The following is a 13,161-nucleotide window of genomic DNA, read 5'->3' as shown; positions in this document are numbered from 1 at the left end:
GGCCCACGCACCGGCGCCGCCTTCCGGGCCGGCGGCCACCGCCGCGGCCAGGCGGGCGGCGTGGGCGAGGAGCGCGTCCACGTCCAGGCCCAGGTACGCCGGGCGGTACGGCGCCAGCTCGCGCTCGGTCTTGCGGAGCTGCGCGGCGACGCCGCGTGCGTTGCCTCGCTCCACGTGCACCCAGGCGCTGGCGAGGAGGATCAGCCCCTTGTAGAAGCCGCTCCGCCCCCGCCGCCAGGGCGCCTCCAGGACCTCGTGGCTCTCCCAGAACTCGCCGCGGCCGAATCGGTCCGCGAACTCCCGGAGCGCGGCGGGGACCCCGGGCCCCGGCGTCACCCCGCGGGCGGGGCGGGAGGGAGGCGCAGCCGGAAGGTGCTCCCCTCGTCCACCGTGGAGTCCACCCGCAGCGAGCCCCCCAGGATCTCGGCCAGGCGCCGGGAGATCGGGAGGCCCAGCCCCGTCCCGCCGCCCTCGCGCGTCTCCACCTGCTCGAACTCGTGGAAGATCCGCTCCAGGTCCGCGGGGGCGATCCCCCTCCCGTGGTCCGCCACACGTACCTCCACCCCGCCGTCGGGCGTGGGATCCCATCCCAGCTCGATCGGCTTCCCGTCCCCGAACTTGGCGGCGTTGGAGAGGAGGTTGAGCAGGATCTGCCGGAGGCGCCGCGGGTCCGTGGAGACGGCGTGCGGCTCCGCCGCGCCGGCCACCTCGATGCGGGAGCCGTGCTGCTCCGCCAGCGACCGGACCGTGTCCGCCACCTCCTCCAGCACGGTGGGGAAGGGGGTCCGCTCCACCTGCAGCTCGATGCGCCCGGCCTCGATCTTGGCCAGGTCCAGGACGTCGTTGACCAGCTCCAGCAGGTGCTGCGCGGCCCGCTGCGAGCGGGTGAGCCCGTACTCCTGCCGCTCCTGCAGGGGGCCGTAGATCCCGTCGAGGAGGAGGGCGTTGTACCCGATCACCGCGTTGATCGGGGTGCGCAGCTCGTGGCTCATGGCCGCGTAGAAGCGGCTCCGGGTGCCGAGGGCGGCCTCCAGCTCGCGGGTGCGCTGCTGGAGCTCGTCGTTGAGCAGCTCCAGCTCGGCCGCCTGCTCCTGCAGCTCGGCGGCCTGGGTCTCCAGCTCCGCCTGGGCGCGGCGCTGCTCGGTGAGGTCGTGCACGATGACCGAGCGGACGTTCTGGCCGTCGGCGTCCACCGGGGCCACGATCAGCTCCCCGGTCCCCTCCTCGCCGCCGGCTCGCCGGAAGCGGAGCTCCGCCCGGCGGATGCCGCCCGCGCGGGCGAGGAGCCGCTCCACGGGGGCGGGGTCGTCCGGGGCGAGGACCTCGGCGAGGGGGCGCCCCGCCACCTCGTGCGCGGGGCGGCCGAGCACCCGCTCCGCGGCGGGGTTCCACGAGAGGATCCGCCCCGCTTCGTCCACCGAGAGCACGGGGTCCGGGACGGACTGGAGGAGCGAGGCGAGGTAGGCGTCGGAGAGCCGGGTCCGCTGGACGCGCGCGGGGGCGGCGGCCAGGCTCCGCTCGATCCCGGGGCGTACGGCGCGGTAGCGGCGCCGCTGGCGGGTGACGTCGCCCGCGCGCTCCACCAGCGAGGCGTTCAGCTCGGGCGGCTCCACCAGCCACACCTCTCCCAGCCCCGGGAGGAAGAGCAGGGCGTGCTGCAGCCGCGCCTTTCCGTCGGCGGGGGCCACCACCACCACCTGCAGCGTCGGGTCGGCGGCGTGGATCCTCCGGGCGACCCCGGGGGCGTCGCGGACCGTGCCGTCCACGACCGCGCACGCCGCCTCCCGGAGGGCCCCGCGTCCCACCTCCGCCGCGAGCTCGGCCGGGCGCGCCTCGTGGACCGGGCCCAGGGCGCCGGCCCACGCGGGGCTCTGGTCGGCCACCAGGAGCGCGTGCCCGGCCATGGCGGTCACAGGAGCGGCTGTCCCAGGAGCGCGCGCCCCACCCAGGTCTTCAGGATGTCGGTGGTGGGGGCCATGACGTGGCTGGCGCGGGCGTCGCGGAGGAGGCGCGCCAGCGTGCCGTTCTCCCGGTACCCGGAGCCGCCGCAGAGGGTCATGGCCTCGTTGGTGAGCAGCACCGCGGTGTCCCCGGCGGCGGCCTTGCAGGCCAGCACCTCCGGGAGTGCGTCGGGGTCTCCGGCGTCGGCGCGGGCTGCGGCGGCGTGCACCAGGTGGCGCGTGCGCGACAGCTCGGTCCACAGCTCGCCCAGGCGGTGCGCCAGCACGGGGGAGCTCCCCAGCAGCTCGCCGGAGTGCGCGTAGCGGCGCGTCCCCAGGTGCTCGCGGGCGATGGCGAAGGCGGCGGAGGCCACCCCCAGGTAGGTGCCGGCCATCGCCATGAGGAAGTAGGGCGCCACCACCTCGAACACGTACCAGAGCTGGTCGCCCTCCTCGCCCAGGAGGTTGCCGCGGGGGACGGGGACGTCCTCCAGCCGGACGGTGCGGGAGCTGTTGCCCCGCATCCCCAGCCCCGCCCAGGGCTCCTCCCAGCGGAGCCCCGGCGTCCCCTCGTCCACCAGCACGCAGCTGAAGGTCCCCTCGCCGGCTCCCTCCTCGTCCGGGGCCGCCACCGATACCACGTACGAGTCGGCCTCGCCGCCGTTGGTGACGAAGCTCTTGGTGCCGCGCACGAGGTAGTGGTCGCTCTCGGGGAGGACGAGCGACTGGGGGAGGTAGAAGTGGATGCCCGTCCCCGGCTCGCTCAGCGCCAGGGTGGTGACGTGCTCCCCCCGCGCGATGGGGACGAGGTACGCCTCCTTGTGGTGATCGGTGGCCTTGGCGGCGATGACCGCGGTGCCCACGCAGTGCATGGCGTAGCACATGGCGGCGGAGGCGCTCCCCTGCGCCAGCGTCTCCGACAGCGCCACCAGGCCGCTGAGCCCCTCGCCGTGGCCGCCGAGATCCTCCGGCACGTGCAGCCCCATGAGCCCGGCGTCCGCGAGCGCGCGCATGGCGGGCCCGGGCCACCGGGCGTCCCGGTCCTCGGCCTCCGCGTTGGGGGCGGCTACGGTCTCGGTGACCTCGCGCGCGCGGGCGACCAGCTCACGCAGGCGGGAGGAGGACGTCAGCTCCATTGGAAGCCGGATCGGGTGCGTCGCGGCGGCGCGCGCTGCGCGCAGCGGGAACAGGGAATGGAAGCTCCGCTCCCCGTCCCGGCAAGTCTCCGGCCAGGACCCGACCCCCGGACGCGGCTATTCGCTACGGATCCGGACCGCCGCCGCGAACATGGCGGGGGCGACGTTTCCTCCGAGCGCGGCGCCCAGCCAGGCGGAGGCGTTGAGGTCCACCACCAGCGTCTCCCGGGTGCGCTCCGGCTCCAGGGCGACGGCGCGCTCCACGACCACGCTGTCGCCGGCGGGGATCGCCACCCGGACGGGACCCAGGAGCGGGAGCCCGCCGATCGTGAGCCCGCCGGTGACATCCGCGGCCACGCTCGTGAACACCACCCGGGCCCGCGTATAGCGCACCGGCGGGACGAGCGCACGGGAGAGCGTCGCCCGGTCGGTCCCGTCCAGGCGGACCCGCACCTCCCGCGGCTGCTCGGTGAGCGGAACGGCGCGCCCGTCCTCCGCCACCAGCGACGCCCGCGCGGTGAAGGACAGCGTCCCCTGCGGGACCGCCACGCTCCACCGCGCGCCCCCGGCCGCGGCACGCGAGGCGGAGCCGTCCGGGGTGCCGTCGCCCACGGCCACCGTCTCCACCTCCTTGTATCCGCCCGCGATCGCATCCCTGCCGCACCCGGCGGCGAGGAGCGCAACGAGGAGGAGGGCGATCTTACGCATCTGCATCGTTTGCTCCCGGTTGGTCTGTCCGTGTCGGTCCCTGCGCGGGCGCCGCGCTCCCCGTGATCCGGGCCAGCTCCGCACGGGCGCGGCTCAGCTCCGGCCCCATCCCCAGCCGCTCGTAGAGCGCCAGCGCTTCCCGCAGGCGCTCGGCGGCGGATTCCGGGCTCCCCTGCGCGGCCTCGAAGAGGGCGTACTCGTGCTGCGTGGCCGCCAGCTCGACGAGCGGCGCGCCCCGCTCGCGGCAGAGGTCGAGCGCCTGCTCGTAGAAGAGGAAGCCCTCCGCGTCGCCGCGGGCCCGGGCAATCGCGCCGAGCATGCGGTACAGGTCGAGGAGCAGGTAGATCGTCCGGTGGACGATGGCGGTCTTCTCCAGCTCCCTCGCGACCGCTTCCGCCTCGACGAGCCGCTCCTGCTGCAGGAGGGACTCGGCGAGGTTGAGGAGCGCGATCCCCCGGTCCTGGGGGGTGCGGGCGGATTCCAGCGCCTTCCGGAATGCGTCCTCCGCCTCGCGCGGGAGCTCCCGCGCCATCCCCACCCGCCCACGCGCGTTGGACAGGAAGAAGGGGCCGCGGGGATCGTCCAGGGCACGCACCACCCCCTCCGCGCGGTCGAGCCAGGCGGAGCTCTCCGCCACGTCCCCCGAGCGGAGCTCCACGACCGACAGGTTGTTGTAGAGCTCCCAGAGCATCCGCGACGGCGTCCCGGTCTCCAGGTGCGCCAGCCCCCGGAGGTACCACTCCCGCGCACGCTCCCAGAGGCCCTGGTCCATGTACACGTTCCCGGCACCCTGGCAGGCGACCACCATCCCCCCGGCGTCCCGCATGGCCTCGGCGGAATCGTACCCCCTCCGGTACAGGTCGAGCGCCTCCTCCAGCCTCCCCCGCGCCCTCGCCACCCGCCCGAGGCGCCTGAGCGCAAGTCCCTCGGCGCGTCGGTCGCGGGGCTTTCGGCCCAGGTCGAGCGCCTTGCGGTAGTATCGCTCGGCGGCCTCCAGCCGCCCCTCGGCCTCCTCCAGCTCCCCGGCGGACACCAGCGCCCCCGCCGCCTCCGCCTCGTCCCCGTCCTTCAGCGCGCGGAGCGCGCGGACGGTATGGCGCAGCACCGCCTCGGTCCGCGCCCGCACCCGCTCCGCCAGCGCGCTCACCTGCTCGTCCAGAGCGCCGGTGTCGGCCAGGCGGGTGTCGAGCGTGGCGTACGCCTCGGAGGCGGCCCACGCCCGCTCCGCGTCCTCCCGCGAGGCGCCGATCAGCGCGTCCCGGAGCGGCGCCAGCTCGTCGCTCTCCGGGATCGCGCCGAGCGCCTGGTCCAGCCGGAGGCGTCGCGGGCTCATGGGCGGTGCGCGGCGTGGAAGGGGTGCCCCGGCCGGGCCGGGGAGCGGTTCGCCCCGCGGAGAAGGCAGGACGCGTTCCGCCTGCGCGGAACGCGGAAAGCCAGCCCCGGCGCGGGCTTCCGGCGAGCGGCCACGAGGCGCGCTCCCGCCGGGCGCCACAAAATGCGGCGCGCTGCCCGAAAAGGCGGCACGCCGGTCACGGGCGCTCCCCCGGCTCTATGATTCCGTACTCCAGCGCCTTGCGGGAGACGGTGTTGCGGTGGACGCCCAGGATCTCCGCCGCGCGCCCCAGGTGCCCCCCGGTGTGCTCCAGCACGCGCGCGAGGTGCAGCGCCTCCATCTCCACCATGGAGAGGGTGGGGGCGTAGCCGGGGAGCGCCGCGCCGCCGGAGCCCGCGGGCGCGGCGCGGCGGTCGGTCTCCACGTGCTCCGGGAGGAGGACCTCGCCGGGGGCGAGGAGCACGGCGCGCTCCAGCACGTTGCGCAGCTCGCGCACGTTCCCCGGCCAGGCGTGCGCCTCCAGCCGCTCCAGCGCGGCGTGGCCCAGGGCGCGGAGCGGCCGGGCGTGCTCCCGCGCGAAGCGCGCGGCGTAGTGCAGCGCGAGGGCGCGCAGGTCGCCGGTTCGCTCGCGGAGCGGCGGGAGGTGCAGGCGGACCACCGCCAGGCGGTAGAACAGGTCTTCCCGGAACTCGCCGGCCTCGATGAGCGCGGGGAGGTCGCGGTGGGTGGCGGCCACCACGCGCACGTCCAGCGGGATGCGCTCCTCGCCGCCCAGCCGCTCCACCTCGCGCTCCTGCAGCGCGCGGAGGATCTTGGCCTGGAGCACCAGGCTCATGTCGCCGATCTCGTCCAGGAAGAGCGTCCCGCCCCCCGCCCGCTCGAAGCGCCCCACCTTGCGGGCTACGGCCCCGGTGAAGGCGCCCTTCTCGTGCCCGAACAGCTCCGACTCCAGCAGGTCCTCCGGGATGGCCGCGCAGTTCACCGCCACGAACGGTCCGGCCGCGCGCGGGCTCATGCGGTGCAGCGCCCGCGCGACCAGCTCCTTCCCCGTCCCCGACTCCCCGGTCACCAGCACCGTCGCCGCGCTGGGCGCCACCCGCCCCACCGTCTTGAACACCTCCACCAGCGCGCGGCTGGAGCCCACCAGCTCGTCCGCGGTGTCCCCGTCCGGGAGGGGGATGGCGGCGCCGTCGGCCTCCGCGGCGCGGAGGGCGCGGACGACGTCGTCCGGCTCCGGCGGGGAGAGGAGCAGCTCGGCCGCCCCGAGGCGGGTCGCCTCCATCGCCAGGCGGAGCGAGGGCGCGGCCGCCAGGAGGAGCAGCGTCCCCGCGTTCGCCTCCCCCGCGATGCGCGGCACCAGCGCCTCGTCCCCCTCCAGCAGGTCCACGACGAGGAGCGTGGCCGTCCACGGACGCTCCGCCAGCGCCCGGAGCCCCTCGCCGAGCCCCGCCGCGGCCGTCAGCTCCGCCCCGAGCGCCGCGGCCGCCCGCCGCACGCTCTCGCGCTCCTCCGTCCCCCCGCCGATCAGCAGAAGTGCCTCGCGCCGTCCCGCCACCTGGATCCGTGGGTGCGTGTTTTCACAAAATGCGACGAGCCGCTTTTCGGTGTGCTGTAAAATGTAGCATGCGATCTGCCGGGACGCACCTCCTCCGGGGAGAAATCCAGCAACGGCGCGGGATTCCGCCGCGGCATCCCCCCTGCCTTACCCCGGGGCGTGACCGGCGGCGCACCGGGGGTCGGGGCGCCGAAGCAGACCCCGAGAACGGAGACACGATGATGCGGCGCATTGCGAAGACGGTGGTGGCGGGCGTGCTGGCCCTGGGGCTCGCGGCCTGCGAGGACACGGCGGGTCCGGGCGGCGAGGCGACGATGCGGGTGTCCGCGCGCGGCGACGGCGGGCCGGCGGCGAGCCGCGTAGCGGGAGACGGGACGGCCTTCTCCCAGGCGCTGGGCTCGGCGGAGGGGACGGTGGAGTTCCGGGCGCGGGTGTACGTCCGCACGGAGGCGGGGAGCTGGGTGGAGCTGACCCGGCGGAGCGCGGAGCGGGTGACGGTGGACGCCTCCGGCCGCGGCGAGGCGAAGGCGTTCGCGACGGCGGGGGTGCGGGCGACCGGCTACGACCGGGTCCGGGTGGTGTTCGAGGACGTGAAGGCGAACGTCACCGGCGGGATCCGCATCGGCACCGGGGTGTTGAGCGGGCTGGTGACCGTCGACCTGCGGAGCGACGGGCGGACGGTGGTGGAGCGCGGCGTGGACGTGGAGCTGGCGGCGGGGGGGAGCGCGGAGCTGCTGATCGACCTGAACGCGGACGCCTGGCTGAACCAGGCCAGCGCGCAGAGCAACACCGTGTCCGAGGCGGCGTTCGAGTCCGCGGTGCGGGTGACGGCGCGCTGAGCCGGCCGCCGGGGGACGGACTGCCGACGAAGGGGCCTCCGGCAGAGCGCCGGGGGCCCCGCGGCGGCGGCGCCTCCCGGGCGTCTCCCGGTGGCACGGGATCTGAGGTTCCCGGGGGCGTGCGGTCCACGCCTATCCCTCCGCCCCCGAGCCACCGTGAGCGCAGCCCGTCCCACGACTGTCCTCTGCCTGTCCAGCTACCTCAAGGGCCACGAGTTCCTCCGCGAGTGCAGACGGCTGGGGTGCCGCGTGCTGCTCATCACGGTGGAGAAGCTCCGCGAAGCGGACTGGCCGCGCGACAGCATCGACGAGGTGTTCTACATGCCGGACCTGTTCCGGCGCGAGGACGTCATCCACGGCGTCAGCTACCTGGCGCGCACGGAGCACATCGACCGGATCGTCCCGCTGGACGAGTTCGACCTGGAGATGGCCTCCACGCTGCGCGAGCACCTGCGGGTGCCGGGGATGGGGGAGACCACCGTCCGCTACTTCCGCGACAAGCTGGCCATGCGGATGCGCGCGCAGGAGGTGGGGATCCCGGTGCCGGAGTTCGTCCCCATCCTCAACTACGACCGTATCCACGAGTACCTGGAGGCGGTGCCGCCGCCCTGGATCCTCAAGCCGCGCCTTTCGGCCTCGGCCATCGGGATCCGCAAGCTGGACGATCCCGAAGAGGTGTGGAGCACGGTCGAGGAGCTGGGGGACAAGCGCTCGTTCCACCTGCTGGAGCGCTTCGTCCGCGGCGACGTGTTCCACGTCGACTCGCTGGCCTGGGAGCGGGAGATCGTGTTCAGCGAGGCGCACGGGTACCTGAACCCGCCCTTCGAGGTGTACCATGGCGGGGGGCTGTTCTGCACGCGGACGCTCCCGCGGGACTCCGAGGTGTCGCGAGCACTGCGGGAGCTGGACCGGGAGGTGATCCGCGCGCTGGGGATGGTGCGCGGGGCGCTGCACACGGAGTTCATCCGCGGCGACGAGGACGGCCGCTACTACTTCCTGGAGACGGCGGCACGGGTGGGCGGCGCCAACATCGCCGACCTGGTGGAGGCGGCCACGGGGGTGAACCTGTGGCGGGAGTGGGCCCGCCTGGAGGTCGCCAGCGCGCGCGGGGAGGCGTACCGGCCCCCGGAGGCGCGCGACGACTCTGCCGGGCTGCTGATCTCCCTCGCCCGGCAGGAGTGGCCCGACACGGGGGCGTACGACGACCCGGAGATCGTCTGGCGCCTGGACAAGCGCCACCATGCGGGGCTGCTGGTGCGGTCGCTGAGGCAGGAGCGCGTGGAAGAGCTGCTGCGCTCGTACATGGCGCGCTTCCGGGACGACTTCTACGCCTCTATGCCCGCGGCGACGGAGGCGACGGAGTAGGGGAGGGGATGCGGGAGTGCGAAGTGCGAAACGGCGCCCTCACCGGGAGGTCACGGGGGGGGCGCCGTGCCCGCCAGCGCCCGCACCAGCCGGTACAGGAACTCCTGCCCCTCGTAGTACGAGCGCACCAGGATCCGCTCGTCGGGGCAGTGGGCGCGCACGTCGTCCACGTCCAGGAAGATCCCGGAGACGCCGTACATGGGGATCCCGGCCTGGCGGAAGTACAGGCTGTCCGTGGCGCCGATCCCCATGGTGGGGACCACGGGGACGCCGGGCCACATCTCCGCCGTGATGCGCTCGATGGGCCCCAGCACCTCCGGGACGAGCGGCGAGGGCGGGCTCGGCTTCGCGGCGATCAGCGGGCGGACCTCCACGCGCTCGTCGGCGATCACCTCCACGAGCGTGCGCTGCACCTCCTCCGGGGTGATGCCCGGGAGGAGGCGGCAGTTGACCACGGCGCGCGCGGCCTGCGGGATGGTGTTGTTGGACTGCCCCGCGTCCAGCCGGGTGGCCGCCCAGGTGGTGCGCAGCATCCCGTTGTACTGCGGGAGCGTGGAGAGGCGCGCCAGCGCGTCCGGGTCGGGCGGGTCGCGGAGGACGGCGCGCATGTCGTCGGCGGCCTGGCCGCTCTCGATGTCGGCCATGCGGGCGAAGAAGGCGCGCGACACCTCGCCGAGCTGTGCCGGGAAGCGGTGGGCGGCCACGCGGGTGAGCGCGGCGGCCAGGTGGTAGATGGCGTTGTCCGGCGTGGGGAGCGAGCTGTGCCCCCCCGTGCCCTGCGCCTCCAGCGCGAAGTCGGCGTACACCTTCTCGCTGGCCTGCACCGTGTTGGAGATGCGCCGCCCCTGCTTGATCCGCCCGTAGCCCCCCTCGTTGATCCCGAACGCCGCGTCCACCAGCTCGCGGCGCTCCCCCGTGAGCCAGCGCGCGCCGTTGTGGTCGCCGCCCTCCTCGTCCGCGGTGAGCGCCAGGATCAGGTCGCGCTCCGGGACGAAGCCCTCCCGTCGCAGCCGGATTAGGTTCGCCACCCAGATGGAGGCCATCGCCTTCTGGTCGGTGGTGCCGCGGCCGTAGAAGAAGCCGTCGCGCTCCACGAAGGCGAAGGGCGGGGTGGTCCACTCCGCCGGATCGGCGTCCACCACGTCCAGGTGGGCAAGGAGGAGGAGCGGCCGCCGTGCCCCGGTGCCGCGGAGCCGCGCCACCAGGTTCCCCTTGCGCGGGTGCGGCCCCACCACCTGCACGTCTCCCTCGGGGAAGCCGGCGTCGCGGAGCCGGCGCGCCACCGCCTCGGCGGCCGCGGTGACGTCGCCGGTGGTATCGGTGGTGTCGATCTCCACCAGCTCGCGGAAGACGTCGCGGGCGAGCGCGCGGTGCTCGGGAGGGGAGACCACGTCCGGGCGGGGCAGGGTGGATGCTTGCATCTCGGGCAGTCCAGGGCAGGTGCGGGTCGCCGCCCCGGCGCGGGCGCGGCGGGCGATCAGACCGGAGCGTAGCGCCGAGGCAAGTCTGCGGCCAGGGGACGGAACAGGACGGTTGCGGCCCGGCCCGGCGACGCGCATATTTTGGGTCCCCGTTCGTTCCGCGGCCCTCCCGCCGTGTCCCCACCCATTTCTCCCCCTCTCATGCCCCAGCCCCAGGCCGTGCTCCGTCCCCGGACGGCAGCGGAGATCCTCGACGGCGCCTTCCAGCTCCTCCGCGCCCACTACGCCCCGCTCGTGTCGGCGTCGCTGGTGCTCGTCGCCCCCTTTGCCCTACTGGAGATCGCCGTGCCGGAGCCCGCGCGCTGGATGACGGGGCTCCTCACCAACCTCGCCCTCATGGCGGGGAACGCCGCGACGGTGCTGATCGTGGCGTACGCGTACCTGGGCCGTCCCATCGGGGCGATGGCCGCGGTGCGCACGGTGCTCGCCCGATTCCCCTCCGTATGGGGCGCCGCCTTCCTGCAGGGGATCGCGGTGATCGTGGGATTCCTCCTCCTGGTGATCCCCGGCTTCGTCGCGCTCGCCTGGACCTTTGCCATGCCCATGGTGGTGATGGTGGAGGGCGTGGGCGCAGGGGATGCCTTCGAGCGGTCGAAGTCGCTCGTCCGGGGCGACGTCCTGCGCGTCCTCGGAATACTGGCGCTCGCGTACGCCCTCTACTTCGTGGCGATCCTCGGGATCAGCCTGACGCTCGGCTTCATCCTGGGCGCGCTGGGCGCGGGCGACACGCTGCTGGAGGCGCTGGGCGGGGTCCTGGCCATCACCTTCTATCCGCTGATCGGGGTGGTGGGGACGCTGCTCTACTTCGACCTGCGGATCCGCAAGGAGGCGTTCGACCTGGAGGTGCTGCTCGACGACGAGGTGGAGGAGCTGCCCGCCGCTCCCGCCCTGACCTGAGCCGACCCAACCTTTCGCGCGAGCCCCGGGCGCCGCCGCGTCCGGGGCTCGCGCTTGCCCCCGGGCGGCGGACGCCCCATTGTTCGCGGCTCACCCGAACTCCGTTCTTCCGTCCCGTCCCCGGCTGCTCATGCGCGTCTCGCTCCCCATCTCCGCGTTCCTGATGGCCACCGCCCTTCCGCTCGTCCTCCCGCCCGCGCCGCTGGACGCGCAGGCGCGCGACCCGTACCTGGCCCGCGCCGAGCGCGTGCTCCGCAGCACTCCGCTGGTGGACGGCCACAACGATCTCCCCTGGCGCATCCGAGAGGACAGCCTCCACCCCGGGGACGTGGACGCGTACGACCTGCGGACGACCGCCCCGGGGATGACGGACCTGGAGCGGCTGCGGGCCGGGCGGGTGGGGGCGCAGTTCTGGTCGGTGTTCATCCCCGGCGAGCGGACGGCCCCGGACTACGCCCCCAACGGGCGCGTGACCAGCACGCCCGGGTACGCCCGGGTGCAGCTGGAGCAGATCGACATCGCCCGCCGCATCGTGGAGAAGTACCCGGAGCGCTTCGCCTGGGCGAACACGCCGGCGGAGATCCGCCGCGTCTTCCGCCAGGGGAAGGTCGGCTCGCTCCTGGGGCTGGAGGGCGGCCACGCGATCGAGAACTCGCTGGGTGCGCTGCGCGCCTACCACGACCTGGGCGCGCGCTACATGACGCTCACCCACAACGTCACCCTGGACTGGGCGGACGCGGCCACGGACACCGCGCGCCACGGCGGCCTGACGCCCTTCGGGCGCGAGGTGGTGCGGGAGATGAACCGCCTGGGGATGCTGGTGGACCTGTCGCACGTCTCCCCGGCCACCATGAGCGACGCGCTGGAGACGACGGAGGTGCCGGTGATCTTCTCCCACTCCTCAGCGCGGGCGCTGGTGGACCACCCGCGCAACGTCCCGGACTCCATCCTCGCCCGCCTGAAGCAGAACGGCGGCGTGGTAATGGTGACGTTCGTCCCCCTCTTCATCTCGCAGGAGGTGGCGAACCACGCGGCCCGGCGCGACCGGGTCGTCGCCGACCTCCGGCAGCGCTACCCGAGCGACGCGGCGGCCGTGCGGCGGGAGCTGGAGGCGTGGCGCGTCGCGAACCCGAGTCCCCGGGCGACGCTCGCCCAGGTGGCGGACCACATCGAGCACGTCCGCCGGGTGGCCGGGGTGGACCACGTGGGGATCGGCGGCGACTTCGACGGGATCAGCGAGGTGGTGGTGGGGCTGGAGGACGTGTCCACCTACCCGGCGCTCTTCGCGGAGCTGGCGCGGCGCGGGTGGTCGGACGCGGAGCTGCGCAAGCTGGCGGGGGAGAACGCGCTCCGCGTCCTCGGCGAGGCGCAGCGGGTGGCGCAGCGGCTCCAGCGCGAGCGGGGGCCGTCGTACCGGACCATCCAGGAGCTGGACGGGGCGGCGAGGAGGTGAGGAGAGCCGGCGGCTCCCGAAGCCGCTGCCGAGCGGGGATTTTCCCGACTTCCGAAAGGAAACCGAAACGGGGCATGGGTGTAGTAGGCGCAACGAAGTCCTGCGCACCTGAACCCACCCCGCAATGCTCGTCATCCGCCGGACCGAGAGCGGCAGCCTCCGCTTCAGCGATGGGCGCCGCACCGACACCGCCGCCACCGAGGAGCAGGCCCGCCGCGCCGTGACGGCGTGGGGGTACGGTAACTTCTCGTTCAACAAGGCCCTCGTCCAGATGAAGGAGGCCGAGGGGTCCGCCGCGCCCGCGGCGAACCCGTGGGTCGTCCGGCGCGCGGGGGGGAACGGCGCGCAGCCGGCCGCCGCGCCCGTGGCGCCGCCCGCAGAAGCGAAGACGGAGACCGCCGCCCCAGCCGCGATCAGGAAACCGCCCACGATGAACGGCCCCGCGCACTCGCGC

12 protein-coding genes are annotated in these 13,161 nt (G+C 74.5%); 5 read left to right on the top strand and 7 right to left on the bottom strand.

Annotation, left to right across the window (positions count from 1 at the left end; all coding sequences use genetic code 11):
- From VGR37_13845 to VGR37_13820, 6 genes are all read right to left on the bottom strand, one after another.
- Positions 1 to 336: DUF309 domain-containing protein (locus VGR37_13845; protein HEV2148480.1), on the bottom strand; the 336-nt coding region annotated here is incomplete at its 3' end.
- Entirely contained in the window at positions 333 to 1,904 is a 1,572-nt protein-coding gene (locus tag VGR37_13840) for a PAS domain-containing sensor histidine kinase (protein ID HEV2148479.1), read from the bottom strand. The genes VGR37_13845 and VGR37_13840, both read right to left, overlap by 4 nt.
- A 5-nt stretch (positions 1,905 to 1,909) precedes the next feature.
- On the bottom strand, positions 1,910 to 3,076 hold the full coding sequence (locus tag VGR37_13835) for an acyl-CoA dehydrogenase family protein (GenBank protein ID HEV2148478.1): 1,167 nt from the start codon (positions 3,074 to 3,076) through the stop codon (positions 1,910 to 1,912).
- A gap of 117 nt (positions 3,077 to 3,193) precedes the next feature.
- Entirely contained in the window at positions 3,194 to 3,790 is a 597-nt protein-coding gene (locus VGR37_13830; GenBank protein ID HEV2148477.1) for a hypothetical protein, read from the bottom strand.
- Positions 3,777 to 5,117: a tetratricopeptide repeat protein gene (locus VGR37_13825; GenBank protein HEV2148476.1), complete on the bottom strand. Its 1,341-nt coding sequence runs from the start codon at positions 5,115 to 5,117 to the stop codon at positions 3,777 to 3,779. The genes VGR37_13830 and VGR37_13825 overlap by 14 nt, the downstream gene beginning before the upstream one ends.
- A gap of 196 nt (positions 5,118 to 5,313) precedes the next feature.
- Entirely contained in the window at positions 5,314 to 6,672 is a 1,359-nt protein-coding gene (locus tag VGR37_13820; GenBank protein ID HEV2148475.1) for a sigma-54 dependent transcriptional regulator, read from the bottom strand.
- 218 nt (positions 6,673 to 6,890) lie between these two features.
- Here VGR37_13820 and VGR37_13815 point away from each other — a divergent pair, with 218 nt between their 5' ends.
- Positions 6,891 to 7,511 (top strand): hypothetical protein, encoded by a 621-nt coding sequence (locus tag VGR37_13815; protein HEV2148474.1) that lies wholly within the window; start codon positions 6,891 to 6,893, stop codon positions 7,509 to 7,511.
- 156 nt (positions 7,512 to 7,667) lie between these two features.
- The gene (locus VGR37_13810) at positions 7,668 to 8,876 is read left to right on the top strand and encodes an ATP-grasp domain-containing protein (protein HEV2148473.1); all 1,209 of its coding nucleotides are present in this window, start codon (positions 7,668 to 7,670) and stop codon (positions 8,874 to 8,876) included.
- Between the two features lie 50 nt (positions 8,877 to 8,926).
- Here the strand turns inward: VGR37_13810 and VGR37_13805 are convergent, their stop codons facing one another.
- Entirely contained in the window at positions 8,927 to 10,297 is a 1,371-nt protein-coding gene (locus VGR37_13805; GenBank protein HEV2148472.1) for a M20/M25/M40 family metallo-hydrolase, read from the bottom strand.
- 219 nt (positions 10,298 to 10,516) lie between these two features.
- Between VGR37_13805 and VGR37_13800 the strand changes: the two genes are divergently transcribed.
- From VGR37_13800 to VGR37_13790, 3 genes are all read left to right on the top strand, one after another.
- Positions 10,517 to 11,254, top strand: a complete 738-nt coding sequence (locus VGR37_13800; protein ID HEV2148471.1) for a hypothetical protein — start codon at positions 10,517 to 10,519, stop codon at positions 11,252 to 11,254.
- Between the two features lie 130 nt (positions 11,255 to 11,384).
- Entirely contained in the window at positions 11,385 to 12,707 is a 1,323-nt protein-coding gene (locus VGR37_13795) for a dipeptidase (GenBank protein HEV2148470.1), read from the top strand.
- Positions 12,708 to 12,831: 124 nt separating this feature from the next.
- A partial coding sequence (locus VGR37_13790; GenBank protein ID HEV2148469.1) for a hypothetical protein occupies positions 12,832 to 13,161 on the top strand: 330 nt, incomplete at its 3' end.

It is taken from the genome of Longimicrobiaceae bacterium (genome assembly GCA_035936415.1).
In the GTDB taxonomy this organism is placed as follows: Bacteria; Gemmatimonadota; Gemmatimonadetes; order Longimicrobiales; family Longimicrobiaceae; genus JAFAYN01.
The sequence above is the reverse complement of the archived record's forward strand: the minus strand, read 5'-3'. Positions and strand labels throughout refer to the sequence as shown.